Origin of the sequence: Collinsella sp. AM44-11 (assembly GCF_003467145.1) — a bacterium.
Classification (GTDB): Bacteria; Actinomycetota; Coriobacteriia; order Coriobacteriales; family Coriobacteriaceae; genus Collinsella.
Map to the genome: position 1 here is coordinate 1 of NZ_QSFE01000003.1, position 23,102 is coordinate 23,102.

Annotated in this window: 17 protein-coding genes; 1 reads left to right on the top strand and 16 read right to left on the bottom strand. The window is 61.2% G+C overall.

Annotated features, from left to right (window positions below; all coding sequences use genetic code 11):
* Nucleotides 1–255: 255 nt before the first annotated feature.
* From rpoD to DW943_RS02660, 11 genes are all read right to left on the bottom strand, one after another.
* Nucleotides 256–1,605 carry an RNA polymerase sigma factor RpoD gene (gene rpoD, locus DW943_RS02610; RefSeq protein WP_055286388.1) on the bottom strand — a complete coding sequence of 450 codons (1,350 nt, stop codon included), beginning with the start codon at nt 1,603–1,605 and terminating at the stop codon, nt 256–258.
* 110 nt (nt 1,606–1,715) lie between these two features.
* Nucleotides 1,716–3,824 carry a DNA primase gene (gene dnaG / locus DW943_RS02615; RefSeq protein ID WP_117862096.1) on the bottom strand — a complete coding sequence of 703 codons (2,109 nt, stop codon included), beginning with the start codon at nt 3,822–3,824 and terminating at the stop codon, nt 1,716–1,718.
* Complete coding sequence (ribF, locus tag DW943_RS02620; RefSeq protein WP_117757607.1) at nt 3,817–4,821, bottom strand: riboflavin biosynthesis protein RibF; 1,005 nt, start codon at nt 4,819–4,821, stop codon at nt 3,817–3,819. The genes dnaG and ribF overlap by 8 nt, the downstream gene beginning before the upstream one ends.
* Complete coding sequence (truB, locus tag DW943_RS02625) at nt 4,821–5,753, bottom strand: tRNA pseudouridine(55) synthase TruB (protein WP_089571697.1); 933 nt, start codon at nt 5,751–5,753, stop codon at nt 4,821–4,823. Before truB ends, ribF begins: the two co-directional genes overlap by 1 nt.
* A gap of 15 nt (nt 5,754–5,768) precedes the next feature.
* The gene (locus DW943_RS02630; RefSeq protein WP_117862097.1) at nt 5,769–6,812 is read right to left on the bottom strand and encodes a bifunctional oligoribonuclease/PAP phosphatase NrnA; all 1,044 of its coding nucleotides are present in this window, start codon (nt 6,810–6,812) and stop codon (nt 5,769–5,771) included.
* Nucleotides 6,805–7,215, bottom strand: coding sequence for a 30S ribosome-binding factor RbfA (gene rbfA / locus DW943_RS02635; protein WP_006234038.1), 411 nt, complete (start codon nt 7,213–7,215; stop codon nt 6,805–6,807). The genes DW943_RS02630 and rbfA overlap by 8 nt, the downstream gene beginning before the upstream one ends.
* Before the next feature lie 11 nt (nt 7,216–7,226).
* On the bottom strand, nt 7,227–9,941 hold the full coding sequence (infB, locus tag DW943_RS02640; protein WP_089571695.1) for a translation initiation factor IF-2: 2,715 nt from the start codon (nt 9,939–9,941) through the stop codon (nt 7,227–7,229).
* 91 nt (nt 9,942–10,032) lie between these two features.
* The gene (nusA, locus tag DW943_RS02645; RefSeq protein ID WP_006234042.1) at nt 10,033–11,280 is read right to left on the bottom strand and encodes a transcription termination factor NusA; all 1,248 of its coding nucleotides are present in this window, start codon (nt 11,278–11,280) and stop codon (nt 10,033–10,035) included.
* Nucleotide 11,281: 1 nt separating this feature from the next.
* Nucleotides 11,282–11,776, bottom strand: coding sequence for a ribosome maturation factor RimP (gene rimP / locus DW943_RS02650; RefSeq protein WP_117564814.1), 495 nt, complete (start codon nt 11,774–11,776; stop codon nt 11,282–11,284).
* 257 nt (nt 11,777–12,033) lie between these two features.
* On the bottom strand, nt 12,034–14,610 hold the full coding sequence (gene leuS / locus DW943_RS02655; protein WP_117862098.1) for a leucine--tRNA ligase: 2,577 nt from the start codon (nt 14,608–14,610) through the stop codon (nt 12,034–12,036).
* 370 nt (nt 14,611–14,980) lie between these two features.
* Nucleotides 14,981–16,492: an IMP dehydrogenase gene (locus DW943_RS02660; RefSeq protein ID WP_117862099.1), complete on the bottom strand. Its 1,512-nt coding sequence runs from the start codon at nt 16,490–16,492 to the stop codon at nt 14,981–14,983.
* A 193-nt stretch (nt 16,493–16,685) separates the two neighbouring features.
* Between DW943_RS02660 and DW943_RS02665 the strand changes: the two genes are divergently transcribed.
* Complete coding sequence (locus DW943_RS02665) at nt 16,686–17,033, top strand: winged helix-turn-helix domain-containing protein (protein ID WP_117862100.1); 348 nt, start codon at nt 16,686–16,688, stop codon at nt 17,031–17,033.
* A 289-nt stretch (nt 17,034–17,322) separates the two neighbouring features.
* Here the strand turns inward: DW943_RS02665 and DW943_RS02670 are convergent, their stop codons facing one another.
* The 5 genes from DW943_RS02670 to pelG are packed head-to-tail and all read right to left on the bottom strand — an operon-like array spanning nt 17,323 to nt 23,099.
* Nucleotides 17,323–18,309: a PLP-dependent transferase gene (locus DW943_RS02670; protein ID WP_233543589.1), complete on the bottom strand. Its 987-nt coding sequence runs from the start codon at nt 18,307–18,309 to the stop codon at nt 17,323–17,325.
* Nucleotides 18,310–18,348: 39 nt separating this feature from the next.
* Complete coding sequence (locus tag DW943_RS02675) at nt 18,349–19,014, bottom strand: DUF4956 domain-containing protein (protein WP_089571688.1); 666 nt, start codon at nt 19,012–19,014, stop codon at nt 18,349–18,351.
* 3 nt (nt 19,015–19,017) lie between these two features.
* Nucleotides 19,018–19,809 (bottom strand): polyphosphate polymerase domain-containing protein, encoded by a 792-nt coding sequence (locus DW943_RS02680; RefSeq protein ID WP_117862102.1) that lies wholly within the window; start codon nt 19,807–19,809, stop codon nt 19,018–19,020.
* Nucleotides 19,796–21,565, bottom strand: a complete 1,770-nt coding sequence (locus DW943_RS02685) for a CotH kinase family protein (protein WP_117862103.1) — start codon at nt 21,563–21,565, stop codon at nt 19,796–19,798. The genes DW943_RS02680 and DW943_RS02685 overlap by 14 nt, the downstream gene beginning before the upstream one ends.
* Nucleotides 21,555–23,099: an exopolysaccharide Pel transporter PelG gene (gene pelG, locus DW943_RS02690; RefSeq protein ID WP_117862104.1), complete on the bottom strand. Its 1,545-nt coding sequence runs from the start codon at nt 23,097–23,099 to the stop codon at nt 21,555–21,557. Before pelG ends, DW943_RS02685 begins: the two co-directional genes overlap by 11 nt.
* Nucleotides 23,100–23,102: the final 3 nt, after the last annotated feature.

The following is a 23,102-nucleotide window of genomic DNA, read 5'->3' on the forward strand; positions in this document are numbered from 1 at the left end:
CTATTTGCTCAATGTGTTCGGCTGAGATCGGAAATCAACCCCTTGATCCCTTGGGGACGGCCTAACTGCCGGCACCGGCAACGGAAACGCCGATGTTTTGACAATGCCAGCGAGCGGGCACCAGAGCGAACAAATTGGCATGAAAAGAGGACGGCATAGACCTTCTGGTCATGCCGTCCTCTTTGAATGACAAGTTGTCGCTCTGGTGTCCGCGCAGCGTCGGCCAGTTACGGCGTTTGGTAAAACGCCGTAACCCTAAGACTCGATATAGTCTTTGAGCTTGCTGCTGCGGCTCGGGTGACGAAGCTTGGCCAGGGTCTTGGACTCGATCTGGCGGATACGCTCGCGCGTGACACCAAACTCGCGACCGACCTCCTCGAGCGTGCGGGGATGCCCGTCGACAAGGCCAAAGCGCAGCTCGATAACCTTGCGCTCACGATCGGCAAGCGAGTCGAGCACCTGGGTGAGCTGCTCCTGCAGCATGGAGAAGCTGGCGGCATCGGGCGGAACGATAGCCTGGGAGTCCTCGATGAAGTCGCCCAGCTGGGAATCCTCTTCCTCGCCGATGGGGGTCTCGAGCGACACGGGCTCCTGCGAAATCTTCTGGATCTCGCGGACGCGGTCGGCGCTCATGTCCATCTCGGCACCGATCTCCTCAGGGGTCGGGTCGCGACCCAGGTCCTGAAGGAGCTGGCGCTGCACGCGGACGAGCTTGTTGATGGTCTCGACCATATGCACGGGAATACGGATGGTACGGGCCTGATCGGCAATGGCGCGCGTAATGGCCTGACGGATCCACCACGTGGCGTACGTGGAGAACTTAAAGCCCTTCTGGTAGTCGAACTTCTCAACAGCGCGGATCAGACCGAGGTTGCCCTCCTGGATCAGGTCAAGGAACAGCATGCCGCGGCCGACATAGCGTTTGGCGATGGAAACGACCAGACGCAGGTTTGCGCTGATGAGTGCCTGCTTGGCTTCGAGGCCAACGTTCTCAATGCGCGTAAGACGACGCATCTCGGCACGCGTGAGCTCGAGCTCACCGGCATCGGCAGCCTCGAGCTTCTCGGTGGCCTCAAGACCGGCCTCGATCTTCATGGCCAGATCGACCTCTTCGGAGGCGGTCAGCAGGTCGACCTTGCCGATCTCCTTGAGGTACATACGAACCGGATCGCCGGTCAGCATCACCGTGGAGGCATCGATGCCACGCACGCGGGAGCGTGAACGGGACGTGCGCACGGTGCGCTTCTTCTTGCTCTTGGAAGAACCCATCTCGGCATCGGCCTGACGGGCCATCTTGAGCTCGTGATCGTCGAGCGAGCCGGAATCGTGCTCGTCGTCGTCATCGAAATCGTCGGTATCGGTATCGTTATCGTCATCGTCGACGTCCATGGGGGCGTCGTCGTTACCGCTCGCGGAGATAATCTGGATGCCGCTGTTGCGCAGCGCGGAATACACCGCGGTGAGCTGCTCGTCAGAAACATCGATATCCTTCAGGGCGACCTGAATCTCGTCCTCGGTTACCGAAGTCCTGTTTGAGCCGTTGCCCATGAGCTTTGCAACGTAGGATTCCAGCCCAGTACCCGTGCTCTCAGTCTTTTTTGGCACAGATTCTCCCTTCATAGTCCACAGGACTCAATACTTTAGCACACACATCGACGTCTATACCCAAAAAGAGGACAGGATATAGGCAAGAATACGCTGGTTGACCACAACATCTAGGCCTGTTCGGTGCCTGCGGCCTCCAGACCGATCAAACGGAACGGGTCCGCCACGCCGCCGATCGACTTTTGCAGTTCGCGTTGACGCTGCGAATCCTGCGCGGCCTGCACGGTCAGCGCGCGACGGGCCTCATCGTCGAGCGAACGGTCCTGGCGCAGCTTGGCCTGTGCGGCACGCATGCGGCGCTTGATGGTGTAGAGCTCGAGCGTATCGAGCATAAACACGATGTTCGTCTCGGTGGGGTGCTTGCTCGTCGCCGAGATGCGCCCGGCACTCACAAGCGTTGCCGCCTCGGGACACACCGAGCGCGCCGCATCCATGCAGGCTGCAGGATCGGTTCCCGGCGGAGTTGCCAGAACGGCCCATGCGATGGACTCGTGACGTGGGTCAACCCACTCGATAGAGCAGATGCGGTCGGCATACGTGCGGAACAGGTCGGGGTAGCTCGTGAGCATGGTCAGCAGCTCACGCTCCCCTGCCAAGGACTTACGCTCAAGATCAGTAAGAACCATCGGCGCCGCCGCAGCCGGAGCACCCGAACCATCAGTCACAGGTACAGCACCCATACCATCAGGCGCGTCGATCGGCGGCAGGTCGTCGACGACCTCCACGGGCGCGGCGCCATAGGCATCGAGCGGGACGTAGTCATACGGCTCTTCTTCGACCGGCGCGGACACCGGCGGCGTCGCGCCCGATGCCCAAGCACCGCGAGATGCCCCCTGCGAACCAGACATCCGACCGCACGCGCCACCAGAGCGCTCGGCTTGCGCCCGCTGGCGTTCATAGTTCTGCTCACGACGTCGTTCCGCATCCTCGCGCTTGGCGACATCGCGAAACACGCGACCCGAACTCGCACGCACTGTCTCCAGATCCAAACCAAGCAGATCGGCAATCTGGATAAAGTACGTGTCGATCATATAGCTGTCGCGCAGCGGATAGATAAGCGTCAGCGCATCTTCCAGCGCCTTGGCGCGACCGCCCGGCGTGGAGATGTCGCTCGACTCCTGAAGCGAACGGTACACGAAGTCCATGAGCGGCACGGCGGCGTCGATGCGTTTCTGCAGCTCCCCTCCGCCGTGCGCCGTGATGAACTCCATGGGATCGTTACCGTCGGGCAGCACCACGCAGCGCAGGTCCATAGAATCCTGCTCGATAAACTGAATCGCACGGCGAGCGGCCTTTTGACCGGCGGCATCGCCGTCAAACATATACACGATGCGCTTAGCAAAGCGGGTGAGCGTCTTGACGTGATGCTCCGTGAGCGCGGTGCCCAGCGTAGCGACAACGTTTTTAATCCCCGCCTCCCAGCAGGCGATGCAGTCGGTATAGCCCTCTACCACGATGGCGGTATCCTGCGCGACGATAAACTCCTTGGCCCAATTAAAGCCGTAGAGGTTTCGCTTTTTATGAAACACGCTCGTCTCGGCGGTGTTGAGGTACTTGGGTTGGCCGTCACCCATGATGCGACCGCCAAAGGCGATGTTGTGACCCTGCTCGTCAAAGATGGGGAACATCACGCGGTCGTAGAAGCGGTCGGCAAGCTGCCCGCGCCCTCGACTCACGGCAACGTTGGCGTCGATCATCTCCTGCGGAGTAAAGCCCGCCTGCGACAGATGAGCCACCAGCATATTACGACCCGGCGCAAAGCCCAGGCAGTAGCGGCGGCAGACGTCGCCGCCCATGCCGCGGCTGGCAAAGTACTCACGTGGACGGCCATCCTTACCGCGCATAAGCATGGTGTGGTAGAACTGGGCGGTCTCGGCACACAGATCGTAGATGCGGGCACGCTTGGTACCGCGCTCGCGGCGATCTCCGGTGTCGTGCAGCTCAATACCTGCACGATCGGCCAAATAACGGATTGACTCGGGAAAGCTCAGGTTCTCGCGCTTCATGATATAGGTGAAGACGTCGCCACCCTCGCCGCAGCCAAAGCAATGCCACACCTGTGTGGCGGGGATAATGTGGAAGGACGGCGTCTTTTCGCCATGAAAGGGGCAGCAACCCCAAAACTCATGGCCGCGGGGCTTGAGCTCAACCGTTTCCTGCACGATGGCAACTAGGTCGGACGCAGCGCGTACCTGGTCTTTTTCATCATCGCTAATCACGGATACTCACCCCCTGCTCGCCCAAGTTGTGACGAATATCCTCGATATTACCCTCGACGGTCGAGATCAACTCATCCAGCGATTCGAACACACGCGAGGGACGCAGCCAGCGCGTAAACGCCAGCGAAACGGAAGCGCCGTACAGGTCGCCCGTATAACCAATTAAGTTAGCCTCGAGATGCGATGAAGCGGCATCGTCGGCATACGTCGGCGGCAGGCCGACGTTAACGGCAGCAGGCCATACGGTGTCATCGACGAGCACCAGGCCCTCATACACGCCATCGGCAGGCACCTGAATGCCGTCGGAAACCTGCAGGTTTGCCGTGGGAAAGCCCATGCCAGAGCCCTCGTGACGGCCGCGAACAACACCGCCGCGCAGCATATACGGGCGGCCGAGCAACTCAGCAGCCAGCTCCACATGGCCCTGTCCCAGCTCATGACGGATGCGGGTGGCGCAAATGGCCTCACCGCCCTCGCAAAGCAGATCGTGACCATACACGTCAACGCCGTGCTCGGAACCCCAGACGCGCATCTCGGCAACACCAGAAGCACCGCCACGACCCAGCCTAAAATCGCTGCCAACGCGAATCGAACGAATGTCGACCACGCGTGACAACAGTGTGAGAAAACCAACATGGTCGAGTGCCGCAACCTCAGGCGTAAAGGGAACGGCCACCACTGCATCGACCCCGGTCTGAGCCAAGGCATGTAGACGGTCGGCCGTCGTCATCAGTTTTTGAGCGGGCGAAGGACTCACCACAACGTCCGGATCGGGATCGAAAGTGACCACGACCGCCTTGCAGCCATGGGCACGGGCATCACGGACAAGCGCTTCGATGAGTTCCTGGTGTCCACGGTGCACACCATCGAACACGCCGATGGCAATCGATGCAGCACCCAAGTGCTCGCACTCATCAAACGCATCGGCAGTGACGATGCGGGCCTCGTCCGACTCGCCCTCGAAAAAGATACGCGCGAGCTCACGAGCGGACAACATTATCGAACACCGCCGATTGCCTGCGGAAACACGTGCTCCATGACAAAGCGGCCACTCTCAATGCGGGCAAGCGCCTTGAGTCCCCCATCGAGCACCAACGCAAAAGGCGCCTTCGCGGAATCGAAATCGGCAAGCGCACGCTCAACGGGAATGCGTCGGCCGCAGAGCAGGTCGTCGGCAAGATTGCCCGGCAAGTCAACACGCGTGGCGCCCAAGGCCGCAATGGGATCCAGGGCAAAGCCAGCCGCGGACTCGGGAGAAAGCTCCTCGACCGCATGACAAGCGCCAATGGAAACAACACCGGAGGCCGTGCGGCGCAGCGCGGAAATGTGCGCGGCGCTCTCGCAGGCGCGGCCCAAATCGCGAGCGAGCGCACGGATATAGGTACCCTTGCTCACTGAGAACGCCACGGTCCACACACACGTATCACCTTCGCCTCCCACGGCGATCAGGTCGGCGGCATAGACCTCGACGGGGCGCGGAGGTAGGTCCACCGCATTGCCCTCGCGAGCAGACTTGTAGGCGCGAACGCCATTGACCGAGATAGCCGAAAACGCCGGCGGCACCTGCATCTGCGGACCCAGCATAGCGGCCAAGCGCTCACGGGCATAGGCAGGATCGCGGAGCTCGTTGGCAACAGCCACCGTGCGGACCGCCTCGCCCTCCGCATCATCGGTATTGGTCTCGGCGCCAAACGAAATGTCGGCGACATAGCTTTTGGTATCGAGGGTTAGCATGCCCAGCAGACGGGTGGCCTGGCCCACACCCACCACCATGACACCCGATGCCATGGGGTCGAGCGTGCCGGCATGGCCGACGCGCCGCTCATGGAGGGCGCGTCGGCATTTCGAAACCACATCGTGGGACGTGCAGCCCACCGGCTTATCGACGGCGAGCAGCATATTCAGTTGAGAAGGCGTACGACGAGCCATGTACCATCCAAAAAGTTAAAGCTCGACGGTCACCGAAGCGGGATCCTCCCCCACCAGCTCGGCCAGCATGGGAAGTGCCACGGTAAGCGTCTCGAGAATCGTTCCGTTGTTGGAGAAACCGGCGGCAGCGGGATGTCCGCCTCCGCCAAAGGCAGCAGCGATCTCGGACACGTTGAGGTCGCCCTTGGAGCGCAGGTTGCCGCGCACCTTGGTATCGCCCTCAATGCCCTTCAGGAACAGACAGACCTCGACGCCCATCACCGAGCGCACCACGTCAACCAGACCGTCGCACTCGTCCGAGGTGACACCGCAGGCCTCAAGGTCACTCTGGTACGCGTAGCTATACGCGACGCGCCCGTGGGCCACCGTCTTAATGCGGCCCATAACGATGGACTTGAGGTGCAAAAACTCAACGCGCATGCTCTGGTAAACCTCGAGTGCCACACGCGCCGGATCGGCACCGTGGGCAACCAGACGCGAGGCTGCATGGAACGCGGCTGCATCGGCGTTTTGGTACTGAAAACGGCCGGTATCGGTAACCAAGCCACACAGCAGGCAGGTCGCAACGCCATCACGTGCGACAATGCCGCAATTGTCCAAGAAGCGGTCGATGATCATGGCGCAGGCTGCAGCTTCGACGCGCCTCAGGCTGAGCTCGGCAAACTCCTCGCGCGCCGGATGGTGATCGAAGCACACCACATGCTTGGAGCGACGAAGCACCTCGGCGGAATTATTGAGACGCTCGACGACCGGCACGTCCACCGAGATGAACAGGTCCGGATTGTCGGTGTACGCAGATGCCGGCGTCAGGCGATCGGAGCCTTCCATAAAGCGGTAAATGCGCGGAACTGGGTCATCATCTGCCAGCAGCAGCGCAATGTCCTTGTTGGGGAAAAACTTCATGAGCGAAAGGCCCAGACCCAAAACGGAGCCCAAGGCATCGCCATCGGGAGAAGTGTGTCCCGAAATCGCAATGGAGGACGCACCCTCGATGAGCTCGAGGATGCGTCGCTGAATATCTGCAGACTCGCACGAGGCGAGGTCGGCGGAATTAGTCATCTAAAGCTGCCTCCTGGGCGGCATCCGCTATCGGATAGCCGTCCTCGTCCTTTTCGATCGCAAGCGTGGCGGGAACGTTTTCCAGCGCACGCGTGATGCGCTCGGCCTCATCGGTCGAACGATCGATGCGAAAATCGAGCTCGGGCGTAACACGCCAATCGAGCGAGCGAGCCAACAGGCTGCGAATACGGCCCTTGGCGCTTGCGAGCGCCTCCATGACCTCATCGTAGCGGCTCGCATCGCACGACACGTACACGCGCGCGAACGAACGGTCCACCGCGACCTCGACCGCGGTCAAAGTAACCAGGTCGAGACGCGGATCGGAAACCTCAAAGAGCAGGATATAACCGAGCTTCTCGCGAAGCTGCTCGCCCAGACGGCGGGTTGCCTGCGTTTGCTTCATAGCGCTACCCCCTACTCGGTACGGGCAACCTGGTCGATACGGTAACCCTCGATCTGGTCGCCGGGCTTGATGTCCTGGAAGTTCTCCAGGCCAATGCCGCCCTCGGAACCGCTCTTGAGGCTCTTGGCCTCGTCCTTGTAGTGACGCATCGAGGCGATCTTGCCGTTGAAGACCACGATGCCGTCGCGCACCAGACGCACGGAATCGGTCGCGGCGATCTCGCCCTCTTCGACGCGGACACCGGCGGCGATACCGACTTTGGGCACCTTAAAGGTGTCAAGGACGGTCGCAGTACCCGTGGAGACCTCGACCTCGGTGGGCTTAAGCATGCCGATACGGGCAGCGTCGAGTTCCTCGAGGCACTTGTAGATGACGTCGTAGCAACGGATCTCGACGCCCTCACGCTCGGCGGCGGAGCGGGCCTTACCGTCGGGACGGACGCCAAAGCCGATGATGATGGCGTTGGAGGCGTCGGCCAGGACGACGTCGGTCTCGTTGATGGCACCAACGGCGGAGTGGATCGTGTTGATGCGAACCTCGGACTGATCCATCTTGTCGAGCGAATCCTGAAGGGCCTCGATGGAACCCTGGACGTCGGCCTTGATGATCAGGTTGAGCTCCTTGACCTCGGCGTCGGCAATGGTCTCGAAGAGGTTCTCGAGCGTGACGTGCTTGACGCGGCTCTGCTCCTCGATACGGGCCTTGAGCGAACGCTCGTCGGCAAGGGCACGAGCCTCGCGCTCGTCCTCGAACACGCGGAACTCGTCACCGGCGTTGGGCACGGACTGCAGGCCCAGGATCTCGACGGCGTCGGAGGGACCGGCCTCGGTGACGGCGCGGCCCTTGGGGTCGAGCATGGCGCGGACGCGGCCGTAGGTGAGGCCGGCGACCAGCGTATCGCCCACGTGCAGGGTACCGCGGGTCACGAGCACGGTAGCGACCGAGCCGCGGCCCTTGTCGAGCTTGGCCTCGAGGACGTTGCCGGAGGCAAAGGTGTCCGGGTTGGCCTTGAGCTCGAGCACGTCGGCCTGAAGCAGCACGGTCTCGAGCAGATCGTCGATACCGATCTTCTGCTTGGCCGAAATGTTGACGAACATGTTCTGTCCGCCCCACTCCTCGGGGATGACACCGTACTCGGTGAGCTCCTGGCGCACGCGGTCGGGGTTGGCGCCCGGCTTATCGATCTTGTTGACGGCGACGACGATGGGTACGCCGGCGGCCTTGGCGTGGTTGATCGACTCGACGGTCTGGGGCATGACGCCGTCGTCGGCAGCCACGATCAGAATGACGATATCGGTCACCTTGGCACCACGGGCACGCATGGCCGTAAAGGTGGCATGGCCCGGGGTATCGATGAAGGTGATCTTGCGGTCGTTGATCATAACCTGCGAAGCGCCGATTGCCTGGGTAATGCCGCCCGCCTCGCCGGCAGCGACGCCGGTGTGACGGATGGCGTCGAGGAGGCTCGTCTTGCCGTGGTCGACGTGGCCCATGACGGTGACGACCGGGGCGCGCGGCTTAAGGTCGGCGGGATCGTCGTAGAACGAGAAGGTGTTCTCCTCCTCGGGGGTGATGATCTTGATCTGACGACCCAGGTCGTCGGCAACGAGCTCGACAAGGTCATCGGACATGGACTGCGTCATGGTGAGCGGCGTACCCAGTAGGAACAGGCGCTTGATGATGTCGTTGGCCGGAACGTCGAGCGCCTCGGCGAGCTCCTGGACGGTAACGCCCTGGGAGACCTTGATGGCGTCGAGCTCCTCGGGGTTCACGCCCTGGGCCAGCGCCTCCTCTATCTTGCGCTCCTCCTGAGCCTTGGCAGCCTCGCGCTCGCGCTTCTCCTTGCGCTTCTTGCGGCGACCGGTGGACTCGCGAGAGGCCTCCTCGACGGCAGCACGAGCCTCCTCGAGTACCTTCTCGCGGCTATACTCCTCGGCCTCGCGAGCCATGCGGCTATAGTGGTCCTCTTCGTTGTTGTGACCGCCCTTGCGCTTCTTGCCCTTGCCCTGCTTATCGGGGTTGGGGAAGTCCATGCCGGCAGCGACGTTGTTGCTGGCGTTGGTGCGATGGCTGTGCGGACGGCTCTCGGAGGCGTTGCGCTCGGAGTTGTTGTCAGAGGCGTTGCGATCGTTACGACGGCCACCGCGGCGGTCGTTGTTGCCGCCACGACGGTTACCGCGCTCGGCGGCGCGCTCAGCTTTGGCCTTGTCCTCGGCGTCCTTCTTCTCCTTGAGCACGGTCTCCTGTGCGGCGATCTGGTCGAGCAGCGAACGGAAGCGCGAACCGGAGTCGGAAGCGGGAACGGCGCGGCGCTGGGCCTCGCGGGCAGCTTCCTCCTTCTCGCGAGCAAGGCGCTCCTGCTCGGCCTTCTTCTTGGCCTCGGCCTCGGCGCGGGCAGCCTCCTCGGCAGCCTGGGCTGCGGCAAACTGGCGGCGCTCCTCCTCGCGTGCCTTCTCGGCGGCGATGCGCTCGCGCTCGGCCTCGGCGGCGCGGGCGGCTTCCTCGGCGGCAGCTGCCTGCTCCTCGGCCTGCTTGGCGGCCTCGACTTCCTGAGCGCGGGCCTCGATCACCGAGGCGAGCTGCTTGCGGACCATGGCGACATAGGCGTCCTCCAAGGTGGAGGAAGCGGACTTAGCAGGAATCTTCATATCGGCGAGATGACCCATCAGTTCCTTGGAGGTCATGCCGAACTCTTTGGCCAGGGTGGACACACGGACTTTTGCCATATGACTTCACCTACCCTTTCTGGCACCTTGGGTGCCTAGAGACTGAACGAGCGTGGGAGACGCGCCGGGACCCACCCGGCGCGACCGCGCGCTAGATCAGGTCCTCCGCATCATCGAAGGCGTCGGTGTCGTGGACACCGCAGAAACGGGAGCCGGGACGGGCCTGGTTGCGGCACTGGATGCCGTCCTCGGACACGTACTCGCAGCGGCGGACGTCCTCGTCCTCCTCGTCACCGATCAGGTCGGCGGCGGGCTCCTCGTGAACGGGAACGTTCTTGAGGATGTCGGCGGCAAGCGTCTCGGACTTGATGTCAATGTGCCAGCCGGTCAGGCGCGCGGCGAGGCGGGCGTTCTGGCCCTCCTTGCCGATGGCGAGGGACAGCTGGTCGTCGGGCACGATGACGCCGGCGTAGGCCTTCTCCTCGTCGATGAGGACGCGGGTGACCTTAGCGGGCGACAGGGCGTTGGCGACGTAGACGGCAGGATCGGCATCCCACAGGATGACGTCGACGCGCTCGCCACGGAGCTCGCCCACGACAGCGCGAACACGGCTGCCCTTGGGGCCGACGCAGGCGCCCACGGGATCCAGACGGTCGTCGAGGGAGTGGACGGCGACCTTGGAACGCTGGCCAGGCTCGCGGGCGATCGACTTGATCTGGACGGTGCCCTCATAGATCTCGGGCACCTCCTGCTCAAACAGACGACGCATGAGCTCGGGGTGGGTACGGGAGATGACAATCGGCGGACGGCTGTGCTCGCCACGAACCGGCTGCAGGTTGGAGTTGGGGTCGCGAACGTCGATGATCACGGCCTTGATGTGCTGGTTGTGCAGGTAGCGCTCGCCCATCGGACGCTCGTTGCGCTCGTTCTCGTAACGGCGCTGATCGAAGTGCGGAAGCTCGGCCTCGACGCCCTCGCGAATCTTGACGATCGTGAAGTCGGGCGTGGATTGCAGCACGGTACCGCTGATGAGGTCACCGATGCGGCCGGAGAACTCCTCGTAGATCTGCTCGCGGGCGGAGTTGCGCACGATGGCGTTGATCTCGGCCTTGGCGTGCTGGGCAGCGATGCGGCTCGTGTTCTTGGGGGTGACGTCGATCTCCTCGAACTCGGTGAAGTTGCCCTCCTCGTCCATGGAATCGTCGATCGGCTCCAGGCGGTAGACGTAGATCTTGCCGGTGGTGCGGTCGATGGTCACCTTGGCGCCCCACTCAAGATGCAGGATCTCGGCATAGCTCTTGGCGAGCGACTGCTCCAGGCGGTCGATCAGGTAGAGCTGGTCGATGTGCTTCTCCTGGCAAAGCTCCATCAGGGCGGACATCATGTCGGATGCTGCCATCTTACTTTCCTTCCTTCGCGGGCTTGAAGTCGTAGGTGGGCTTCAACTTGCACTTTTTAACATCAGAGAAATCGAGGGTGACGGACTCGCCGTCCTCGAGCTCGAGGGTCACGTCGGTCTCGGTCGCAGCGGCAATCTTGCCGGCGTACTTGCGACGGCCCTCGGTGGCGGTGGAGGTGAGCTCACAATTCTCGCCCACAAAGCGGGCAAAGTCGCGCGGACGGCGCAGCGGGCGCGCCATGCCCGGGCTCGACACCTCGAGCGTATAGCTCGAAGAGATGGGGTCGAGCTCCTCGATTACATCGCCGACCCATTTGGTGTTGGCCGTGACGTCGTTGAGCGACAGGCTCTGACCCTCAGCACCCTCGATACGCACGCGCACGCAGGGGGCCTTGGTGGCGCCCACGAGCTCGACGTCGACGATGTCGACATCGTGCTGGGGAGCGACGGCCTCGAGCGCGTCGATGATCGCCTGCTCGGTCTTGGTCTTGACCATTGCGGCACCTCCATCCATACAAAAAAGAAGCGGGGCCGAAACCCCACTTCTTTCAATACAACTTCATTTGCAAGCAAACTATACCAATAGCTGCGGAAACGCGCAAGCACAGTACGAATCTGCAGGTCAGCGTGCGCACAGGTTCTCCACAAGAATAGAACAATTGACCGCGGGCGCTTTGGGCAGGCAAAACAAAACGAGGGACGACCCAACCGGATCGTCCCTCGTCTTTTATGCGTCAGTTAAGCGCGCAGCGCTTACTTGACCACCAGGTTGACCAGCTTGCCGGGCACGCAGATGGCCTTGACGATCGTCTTGCCCTCGAGCCACTTGGCGACGGCGGTCTCGGCGGCAGCCTGCATCTCCTCGTTGGAGGCATCGCGGGCCACGTCAATGCGGCCGCGGACCTTGCCGAGCACCTGGACGACGATCTGCACCGTGTCCTCGATGGACTCGGCCAGGTCGAACTCGGGCCAGGCGGCGGTGTAGGCGTTGCCCTCGCAGCCGAGAGCCTCGTGCCACAGCTCGTCGGCCCAGAACGGGCAGATGGGGGCAAGGACGCTCACGATATCCTTGGCCACGCCGTAGCACAGCGCCTTGTCGCGGTCAGTGCCCTCAGTGGCGTTGAGGTAGGCGCTCGCCGCGTTAACGAGCTCCATGACGGCCGAGATGGCGGTGTTGAACTGGCCGCGGTCGAAGTCCTCGGTGCACTTGGCGATGGTGCGGTGACGCTCGCGATAGAGCTTCATCGCAACCTCGTCGAGCGTGGACTTGTCGAAGGCCACGCTGGCGTCGCCGGACTGGACGAGCTGCCACACGATACGCCAGGCGCGCTTGATGAAGCGGTTGGCGCCCTCAACAGCCTTGGGATCCCAGTCGAAGTCCTTCTCGGGCGGGGCGATAAACAGGATCGCCAAACGCATGGTGTCGGCGCCGTAGGGCTCGATGACCGAGCTCGGGGGCACGACATTGCCCTTTGACTTGGACATGGTGTCGCCGTTCTCGTCCTTGACCATGCCCTGGCACAGCAGGTTGGTGAAGGGCTCGTCCACGCTCAGCAGACCCAGGTCGCGCAGCGCCTTGGTAAAGAAGCGGCTGTAGAGCAGGTGCAGAATGGCGTGCTCGATGCCGCCGATGTAGTTATCGACGGGCATCCAACGATCGGCAGCCTCGCGGGAGAAGGGCAGCTCGGTGTTGTGCGGGTCGGTATAGCGCAGGTAATACCAGCTGGAGCAAGTGAAGGTGTCCATGGTATCGGTCTCGCGCTTGGCCGGGCGGCCGCAGACCGGGCAGGTGGTCTCGTAGAACTCCTTGCACTCGGCGAGGGTCTCGCCGGCGCCCAGGTCCAGGTTCTCAGGCAGCGTTACCGGCAGCTGGTCCTCGGGCACGGGCACGATGCCGCAGTGCTCGCAGTGGATGGCCGGGATGGGGTTGCCCCAATAGCGCTGGCGGGAAATGAGCCAGTCGCGCAGACGGAACTCGACCTTACGACGACCGCAGCCCATGGCCTCGAGGTCAGCAACGATTGCAGCCTCGCCCTCGGAGTGCTTGCCGCCGCGCATACCGGTGTACTTGCCGGACTGGACGAGCGTGCCCTCGGCAGCATGGGCGCAATCCCAGTCGACGGTCTCGGCATGGAAGGTATCGATGGTCTCGCCGCTGGCCTCGACGGCTGCGCGGTCGTCATCGTCCAGGATGATCGGCACGATCGGCAAATCATACTTGCGTGCGAACTCAAAGTCGCGCTGGTCGCCGCAGGGAACGGCCATGACGGCGCCGGTGCCGTAGTCGGCAACAACGTAGTCGGCAACCCACACGGGGACCTTCTCGCCGTTGACCGGGTTCACCACGTAGCGGCCGGTAAAGGCACCGTGCTTCTCGAGGGTGCCCTGGGCACGTTCGACGGCGGAGATATGCTTGGAGTCCTCGACGATCTTGGTCACGGCCTCCTCGTACTCCGTACCCTCGACGAGCTCGTGCAGACGCGCGTACTCGGGAGCCAGGACAAAGAAGGAGACACCGAAGAGCGTGTCGGCTCGCGTGGTGAAGACGGTGATCTTACCCTCGTCGCCCTCGATGGGCTCGCCATCCTGGTCACACAGGGTAAAGTCGACCTCGGCGCCCTCGGAACGACCGATCCAGTTGGCCTGCATCTGCTTGACGCGCTCGGGCCAGCCGGGGAGCTTCTCCAGGTCATCGAGCAGCTCCTGAGAGTACTCGGTAATCTTGAAGTACCACTGCTCCAGGTCGCGCTTCTCGGGCTCGGTGCCGCAGCGCCAGCACTTGCCCTCGGTGACCTGTTCGTTGGCCAGAACGGTCTTGCAGGTGGGGCACCAGTTGACCGGGTTCTTCTTGCGGTAAACCAGGCCCTTTTCCCACAACTTCTCAAAGATCCACTGACCCCAACGGTAATAATCGGGGCTGCAGGTCTTGACCATGCGATCCAGATCGTAGGAGAAGCCCATGCGCTTCATCGTGGCGAGAGCCTGGTCCATGTTCTTATACGTCCAGGCGGCAGCCTGCGTGTTGTGCTTGATGGCGGCGTTCTCGGCAGGCAGGCCAAAGGCGTCAAAGCCGATGGGGTGCAGCACATCGTAGCCGCGCATGCGGGCCTGACGGGCCATGGCATCGCCGATGGTATAGTTGCGCGCGTGGCCCATGTGCAGGTCGCCCGACGGATACGGGAACATCTCGAGCACGTACTTCTTGGGCTTGCTGGCGTCGGTGTCGACGGCAAAGAGGTTGGAGTCCTCCCAGGCCTTCATCCACTTGGACTCAATGGCCTGCGCGTCGTAGGCAGGGATCTCATCCTTATGATCTGTGCAATCGCACATATCAGCTCCTTTAATCTTTAATGGGGTCGGTCGGCTTAGCTTTATTCGCTACTGCGGACAGTCCTGCGCAAGACGAAGAGCACATTAAGTGCTCTTCTTTGCGTGCGGAACTTGTAGCGAACAAAGCTAAGCCGCCCGACCCTAAGGTTAACTTGACTGATGATAGCAAATACAACAAGCGAGATGCCTGCGACTTGCAGGCATCTCGCTTTATCTAAATAACGTGGTTGATACTCAACCTTTATGTGCAACCCGTTCTAGAAACAACGGGTTTTCCAGGTGCCGCAGGTTGCCGTGAAAGAGGAGCGCCGCGTACTTAGGTACGCAAGCGACGGTTTGAACGGCAAGATGCGGTGCCTGGGAAAGCCGCTTATCGATAAGACACAGACTGCTGGGAGTCCTTTACGACAACGTCGTGGGCGCCGCCTTCGACGATCGAGGTCGAGCTTACCAGTGTCAGGCGTGCCTTTTCCTGGAGCTCGGGGATCGAGAGGGCACCGCAGTTGCACATCGTGGACTTGACCTTGTAGAGCGTGCCGCCCACGCCGTCCTTGAGGGAACCGGCGTAGGGAACGTAGGAGTCAACGCCCTCGACGAAGCTGAGCTTCGCGGCGCCGCCCAGGTCGTAGCGCTGCCAGTTGCGGGCACGCGCAGAGCCCTCGCCCCAGTACTCCTTCATGTACTGGCCGTTGACGTTGACGCGCTCGGTCGGGCTCTCGTCAAAGCGGGCGAAGTAGCGACCCAGCATCATAAAGTCGGCACCCATGGCAAGGGCGAGCGTCATGTGGTAGTCGTAGACGATACCGCCGTCGGAGCACACGGGCACGTAGACGCCGGTCTCCTCGTAGTACTCGTCGCGAGCGCGGCAGACGTCGATCAGCGCGGTGGCCTGGCCACGGCCAATGCCCTTAGTCTCGCGGGTAATGCAGATGGAACCGCCGCCGATACCGACCTTGATGAAGTCGGCACCGCAGTCGGCCAGGAAGCGGAAGCCCTCGGCGTCGACGACGTTACCGGCACCGACCTTGACGTCCTCGCCGTAGTTGGCGCGGATCCACTCGATGGTGCGCTTCTGCCACTCGCTGAAGCCCTCGGAAGAGTCGATGCACAAGACATCGGCGCCGGCCTCGATGAGCAGCGGCACGCGCTCGGCATAGTCGCGGGTGTTGATACCGGCGCCGACCATGTAGCGCTTATCGCCGTCGAGCAGCTCGTTGGGGTTGGTCTTGTGGCTGTCGTAATCCTTGCGGAAGACGATGCCCATGAGGTGATCGTTGTCGTCAACGATGGGCAGAGCGTTGAGCTTGTTGTCCCAGATGGCGTCGTTGGCAACCTTGAGGCTGATGTTCTTGTCGCCCACGATAAGCTGCTCACGCGGGGTCATGAACTCGGAGACCTTCTTCTGGTGGTCATCGCGGCTGGGGCGATAGTCACGGCTGGTGACGATGCCCAGGAGCTTGCCCTTGGGGGTGCCATCGTCGGTGACCGGCATGGTGGAGTGACCGGTCTTCTCCTTGAGCTCGATGACCTGTTCCATGGTCATGTCGGGGGTCAGCGTGGAATCGGACTGAACAAAGCCGGCCTTGTGATCCTTGACGGCCTTGACCATGGCGGCCTCGGACTCGGGGGTCTGAGAACCGTAGATGAAGGACAGGCCGCCCTCGGTAGCGAGCGCGACACCCATGTCGACGCCCGAGACGGACTGCATGATGGCGGAAACCATGGGGATGTTCAGGGTGATTGCCGGCTTCTCACCGCGCTTAAAGCGGGTTAGCGGCGTCTTAAGAGAGACGTTGTTGGGGATGCACTGCGAGGACGAATAGCCAGGGACCAGCAGATACTCCGAAAACGTGTGGGACTCACCGGGAAAGAACGTAGCCATGTTTCTCCTTTTTCCATGCGACCGGTCGGCTGCAGGCCTCGTAGGACCCAGCCCAACCTTGGGCGCCCAATACTGGGGAAGTATCTTAACGCACTTTGACTGCTACAATGCATGATTTAAGAAGAGCACACGAGGGTTTGACGCAGGCTTTGCGTTTGCCCAGCAAACACTTTAGCGGGGAGACGTGGAGCGTATGAAGTACAAGACGACGGCAAAGTTGGTCATTCAAGCGTGCGACAAAGACCTGCCGGGCGTGTTCGGTCACGGCTGCGTCTTGCTGCTGCAGGGTATTGCCCACGAACACTCGCTCAACCGTGCCGCCAAGAGCATGGGTATGGCGTATTCCAAGGCCTGGCGCATTGTGAACGAGGCCGAAGGACAGCTGGGCTGCAAGCTCATCGAGCGCGACGGCGCCCGCGGATCCACGCTTACCCCCGCCGGCGAGCGAGCCATAGCGGTCTACGAGGAGCTGCAGACCGACATCAACAACGTCATCGCCACCAAAGCCGACGCCCTCATCGCCAGCATCAACGCAAAGTAGTCTATTTGGTCTGATTATTGATTCGCCGCACGAACGAATTAAGACGCGCGCCATAAAATGGGCCTATCTACTACGTTTAGTTGAACACCCTCTACCACACCAGATTTCGTGAAAACAAAACCGCTGGTAGACAGCTTGCCAGTTTTCAAAAAAGGCAGGTATGGTCGACCCCTAAGGGTTAAACGTAGTAGATAGGCCGTTTTCGTGGCGCAGTCCCCCACGGCCCAGTCCCAAAGTAGCTAAAAAAGCCCATCCCAAAAAGACTACCCCGAGACAAGCCCCAAAATAGCTAGTTGCGGAGGGCGTTGTCTAGGGCGGCGGCTACGGTTAGGGGGTCGTCGGTGCCGGCGAAGAGGCGGATGGTTCCCCCCTGCTTGCCGCGTGGGGCCGAAAGGCGTGTCGTTGCGCCGCCGGCGGGCGACGTGCGGAACTCCCCCGGCAATGTGTCGAACAGCTCACCCGCACTTCGCACGATAAGGTCAAACTCAACTGCCGGGCCAAAGCCGTGCTCGAGGATTCCCGTTGCAACCGCATGATCGGGATGCGAACCCAGCCCAGGATAGCGAACGTTACACACCATCTCGTTAGCAGCCAGATACTCGGCCAGAGCACGGGCGCGATCGAAGTGCGCCTGCATGCGGGTATCGAGCGAGTCCAGCCCGCGTTCTAGCACGTCGGTCTCCTCGGCAGACAGGTCAAGCGCGGGCGCACCGCAGCCCGCAAACAACGCGTGCGCGCACTCTGCAGCGGCATCCACGCGATGGCGCTTAAGCTGCGAGCGCGCCACCGAAGCGGCGACGAGCTTGCGCGGCGCAACGCCGGCACACACGCGGTCGAGCGCCTCGAGCGAAAGCACGGCGCCCAGACGCAACGGGTTGCACCCAAAGACGCCCGACACAGTGTTATCAACCACGAGCAACGCATGCGACTCACGAGCCGCGCGGCCCAGAGCGCGAAGGTCGGGCACACGCAGACCAAACCCGCCAATAGAGTTGACGAACCACCACAGGTGAGGCCCCTCGACCTCAAACGAAACATCAAAGCCCTCGGATGCAACAGCAAACGCCGCAACCGACGGCTCCCCCACGAGCACAACGTCGCAGGCATCAAAGCCGCGCGCAAACGCATCGGCAAAGTCGTCCGCAAAGGCCACCAAGCGATCGCCGGGCTGCACAATCCCCAGCATCGACAGCGCCGCCGGCACATGCGAGGCCGCAACAAGACACGTTTCACGTGCGCCGGCCCTTACGGCCCAGGTCTCTTCAAGCTGCTGCACGTCCAAGCGACACCGCCCCTTAAATAAAACTGAACCAAACTAGCCGTGATATTCGCCGTTGTACTGGATGAGCGTCAGGTCCTCAACGCCATCGAGCGCGCGGATGGCGTCGGCGTAGGGCATGTCCACACCGTCCGAGAAGACCTCGACGGCCATCTCGACCTTGTCACCGCGCATCGTCTTGGATTTGACGGTGAACTTGGTGCGTCCAAACGCGCGAACGATATCATCGCCGGTGGTCTGCCCCGTGTAGTGGATGACCATCATGTACACGCGCGCCTTGTCCTGGTGGCTCGCAAAGCCAGCGATCATCACCACGATCACCACTGCCGTGAGTCCTACGAGCGCATACATGCCGGCGCCCGCCGTAATGCCCGTGGTAATGGCCCAAAACAGATACAGCAGGTCGAGCGGGTCCTTGACCGCCGTACGGTAGCGGACGATAGACAGAGCACCGACCATACCGAGCGAGATGACCACATTCGTCGAGATCGCGAGCGTGACCATGCAGGTGAGCACGCACATGCCCACGAGCGTTACAGCAAAACTGCGCGAATAGACCACGCCGGTAAAAAAGCGCTTGTACACGTAATAGATCAGGATGCCCATGGCAAGCGCCACAAGCAGCGAAAGGCCGATCTTGGCAGGGTCGACCTGGCCAAACGCCTCCAAGACGGAGTTCTTAAAAAAGTCCCTGGTGCTCATGGTCTAAATATCCCCTCGGTTCCCAAAATCCGATTCCCAGTAGTTAAAACCGCGCAGGTAGGCGGTCTTGTCATAACACAGGCAGTACTTAGAGACCGCCGTGAGTTCGGCCGCACCTGGCGGCACCATATCGCGCACCAGCTGTGGGCAAAACTCGGTAAACTTGACCTCCATCACCAGCTTGCCGGGCTCCAGCACGGGCAACGCGGGCAACGTCGCGTCAAAGATGTCAAAGCTTCCCACCGCCGCACGCACGTTGCTATCAAAGGTAATGCGCACGGTGCCCTCGTCCATCACCCACGGCTCACGCTCGTAGTCCACGATGGTCCGCGGGCGCATCATGTTGCAGATGCACTCGATGTAGAACTCGCGACAGAGCGGATAAGGGCTCCTCAGCAAAAAGTCGTAGTCGCCGGCCAGAATCTGCTCAAACTCGCCACGCGTGAGTGGCACGTCCTCCTTGTAGATCCAGCTGCCGTACTTCTTTTTGCGCTCGAGCTTAATCACCTTGTCGCTGCCGTTATAGATGCGTACGCGATACTTTTTGCGCATGAGAATGCCGGCGTCTTTTTCCTCGTAGGCCGAGTTGCAGTAGTCGTCAAAGTACAGGCTGCGAATGGTGTAACCACCCGCCCGCGCATGCTTATCCAGTTTAAAAACCGGCGCCATGCGGCAGGCAAGCGCGGCGTGCTCGCCCTCGTTAATGAGATATTTGAGCTCGTGGCGGTAACGCTCCTGCGTGGCGCGTGCGGGCGGGGCCGCCAAGCGCTCAAGCAGCGCGCTAGCCCTCCTCATACGTGTCCTCCACGACCTTACCGCCGTCTTGCACGTAAAAACACTTCATGCCGTAGTGCTTGCCGTCGTCGGTCACATAGTAGTCAAACGCATCTTGGGCATAGCCGTCTGAGTTGGTGGCGCGCACGCGCACAAAATACTGGCCGGCATCGGGCGCATCACAGGTCACCTCGGGAAGCAGCACGTCCTCAGCCTTAAAAAGCACGTCGCTTATGGCATAGTCGCGCGCCAGCTCCACGGCATAGCGAATGTCACGCGCCTTAAAGTCGTAGGACGCATCCCAGTTAATGCGCAGCTTACCGTTATCGATCTGCGGCACGCCAATGTAGAACGGCATAGGCTTTTTAAAACTCTCGCGAAAGCTCTTGTAGTTCTCCTCGATCTCGGAGGGAATCGCCGCGGCAATCTGCTCGTATTGGTCCTTGGTGACAGGCAGATTGTCGATATCGGGCGAAGCAAAAATCAGCGATTCGGTAACCTCGCGATAATGTTTGATCATCTTGGCCAAGCGTGCCTCGGTCATATACGAGCGCAAGTCCTTGACGGCGCGGTCGAGCTCACTGCGGAACGATTTGCTGCGCAACGCGCGATTGAATAGCACGTTGCCCCAGTAGTTGCTTACGCCGCGCTCCCAGCTCGCATAGTCCGAAAACCCGGTAAGAGAAAGCTCCATCTTACGCAGCATGCCATCGTTGTCCCAATCGAGGATGTACCACGTATTGGAGTTGAGCGGGCTGTACAGATAGCAGTTACGGTTCTGAGTATCGCAGTTGCCCGTCAGGATCTGAAACGCCAGCCAATAGACCAGATTCTCGGTATCAAAGTAGGTGTCGAGCACGTCATCGATCTTTTGCGATTCGTCGTTGAGCGCATCGAGCATCTCGATGAGCTTGGTGTGGTCCGAATCGCCCTTAATCTCAAGCATGCCCTCAAAGCTTGCCTGGTTGTAGTCAGGATCATCGGCAAGCTTAATGGTGTCCTCGTAGCGATGGAAATCAAAGCTGTTCACCTTGTACAGGTGCCCGCTCTTATCCAGGCCATGCGCCTTAAGCGCCGTCTTGTTGAGCTGCTCCACCTGCGTAAACAGGCCGTAGTCCTCAAAGGTGTCGTTGGACTTTTCGGTCTGGTCGCACACCCACAGATGCACAAACTGCGTGCGCAGGCCCATCATCTGGGGGATTCCGCGGATAAGGTCGTAGGCCATCTTGTTGCGAAAACGCATGCCCTCGCCCATGTGCTTGTTGAGCGCAATCGCGCGCTGTTGGCGCCAGGTACCCTTGCCCTTTTTGAGCTCCACCTTGTAATTCTTTTGCGAGTTCATGCTCGATGTCTGACCGCGCACCTGCACGGTAGCATTGGGCGCTTCCTCGCCATAGCCAACCTCGCCGGCCACCGGGCCGTCTTCGTCGCCCGCCTGCAGCAGGCCCATAACCTGATAGCGCGTCACGCCCATGTCGGCATAGTCATACACCGAGTACGTATTGATCTCGGCCCAGCTGTGGTCGGTGTTCTCGGAACTGTTGCCGCGCGAGACCGTCAGGTACATGGTCACAATGCCCGAGTCGTCGTAGACCTCGTACAGCTCGTCTTTATCGCGTAGGTGCTTGGTACCGTCCGAGGACTCGGCCTTTTTAATCTTGTCCTGCTTTTTGACCTTTTTGGTCGAGGAGTCTTCCTGCACCGAGCAGCCCGAAAGCAACAGCGCACCGGCAGCCGCCTCAAACAGGCGACGGCGAGACATCATCCTATCGGCCATCAGAACCTCCCCAATGGTTGCGATACACACGGACCACCGTGCGCTCAAACGCGCCGTGCGGCTCACCCTTATGGCGGCACTCCTCATAGCGCTGCTCGGCACGGTCGAGCAAGCGGCCCAACTCCGTAAAGCGACCCGTTTTGTCGGTCGCCACCATGGGCTGCTGACTCAGGATACGATACGGTAAGTTGGCAGTATAGGTATCGAGCCGCAGCAGGGCCACGATAAAAAACACGCCCGCACCCAACAAAAAGCCAAAGCCGTAAAACTGCTGCGGCAAAAGCAACGACACGGCGGTCGCCAGCCCGGCCACACCGGCAAACAGGCCCGAGGCCAGAACGGCTCCCTTGTAGTCGGTAAAGTACAGCAAGATAAGCAGGATCGTGTTGCCCACGGCATACAGGCCATAGCCTACGCATAACGTGCGAAAATACCCGTGCATAAGGTTGTTAAAGCCCAGCGGCAGGGCCGAGAGTACCGTGGTCTCGAGCGAAATGACAGCCGCAGTCACAAACAGCTGCTTGAGCGCGCAAAAGCGTAGTTCGCTATTAAGCGTAGAGAGCATCTCCTCCTCGGCCACCACAATGTCGCCTACCACGCCGCCGTCATTGAACAGACTGTAGTAGTCGCGGTAGCGCGGATAAAAGTTGACCTCGACCGAGACCACGAAGTTAACGGTCGTGGCAAGGATGGTCAAAAACGCGATGAGCGCCGGCACATCGTGGTAGGGCGCGCCATAAAACAAGCCCTTGACCTGCACGCCAATGGGACCGGCCCAAATAATCACCAGGTGCGCAAAGAGCCCTAGGTTGGTAAACAGGCCCGTGAGCGCCAGCGGCATAAACTGATCGAGCCATTGCAAAAAGAGCCAGGGGCTGCGGTCACTCTGCGGAAAATACCGGTAAAGCAGCACCACGTCCCAGACGAGCATGACGCCGTAGCCCAAAGCAACTGATGCCAACAGGCCCTCGACCGGCGGCAGCCCCAGTGCCAGCGCGGCCAGGGCGCACAGGCACGCCACGCCAATGGCGGCCGCAAAGCTGCACAGGATGCCGCGGTAGTCTTTGATGGCCGTGAGATAGCTCATGCCGTTCCAGTTGACGATCATAATGTTGAACAGCCACAGGCATAGCAGCCCCTGCAGCAGCGTGGCGCCCGAGAACAGCAAAAAAACGCCGTAGAGCACCGTGCCCGCAACGAGCATGACAGCATTGGAGCCCCAAAACGACGGCAGTATCTCATCCTCGCGCTCGGCAAACAACATATCAGCCAAAAAGCGCGTGACCGGCATGGAGAAAAAGCTCGTGAGCGTAAGCGAGGCCAGCAGTGTGTAGGTCACCATGCACACCAGCAGATCCTGGTTGGCACGGCCCACACCCCACAGACCGCACAGCACCAAAATACCCACCTGCAGCAGCACACCCAGCAGCATGGGGCCCGTGCATACGATGCCGGCGTAGCCGTAAGCGCGCATCGTGGCAAACAGGCCCTTGCGCCTAAACAGGCGCTTGAGCTCAAAACCAATTCCGGCCACCGG

Excerpts from the sequence above, each read along its gene's own strand:
- truB (WP_089571697.1), bottom strand. The coding sequence starts at position 5,753 with ATGGCTCGTCGTACGCCTTCTCAACTGAATATGCTGCTCGCCGTCGAT.
- DW943_RS02665 (WP_117862100.1), top strand. The coding sequence starts at position 16,686 with ATGAAGTACAAGACGACGGCAAAGTTGGTCATTCAAGCGTGCGACAAA.
- nusA (WP_006234042.1), bottom strand. The coding sequence starts at position 11,280 with ATGGCAGCATCCGACATGATGTCCGCCCTGATGGAGCTTTGCCAGGAG.
- DW943_RS02675 (WP_089571688.1), bottom strand. The coding sequence starts at position 19,014 with ATGAGCACCAGGGACTTTTTTAAGAACTCCGTCTTGGAGGCGTTTGGC.
- rbfA (WP_006234038.1), bottom strand. The coding sequence starts at position 7,215 with ATGAAGCAAACGCAGGCAACCCGCCGTCTGGGCGAGCAGCTTCGCGAG.
- infB (WP_089571695.1), bottom strand. The coding sequence starts at position 9,941 with ATGGCAAAAGTCCGTGTGTCCACCCTGGCCAAAGAGTTCGGCATGACC.
- rimP (WP_117564814.1), bottom strand. The coding sequence starts at position 11,776 with ATGGTCAAGACCAAGACCGAGCAGGCGATCATCGACGCGCTCGAGGCC.
- ribF (WP_117757607.1), bottom strand. The coding sequence starts at position 4,821 with ATGTTGTCCGCTCGTGAGCTCGCGCGTATCTTTTTCGAGGGCGAGTCG.
- DW943_RS02630 (WP_117862097.1), bottom strand. The coding sequence starts at position 6,812 with ATGACTAATTCCGCCGACCTCGCCTCGTGCGAGTCTGCAGATATTCAG.
- DW943_RS02660 (WP_117862099.1), bottom strand. The coding sequence starts at position 16,492 with ATGGCTACGTTCTTTCCCGGTGAGTCCCACACGTTTTCGGAGTATCTG.
- DW943_RS02685 (WP_117862103.1), bottom strand. The coding sequence starts at position 21,565 with ATGGCCGATAGGATGATGTCTCGCCGTCGCCTGTTTGAGGCGGCTGCC.
- leuS (WP_117862098.1), bottom strand. The coding sequence starts at position 14,610 with ATGTGCGATTGCACAGATCATAAGGATGAGATCCCTGCCTACGACGCG.
- DW943_RS02680 (WP_117862102.1), bottom strand. The coding sequence starts at position 19,809 with ATGAGGAGGGCTAGCGCGCTGCTTGAGCGCTTGGCGGCCCCGCCCGCA.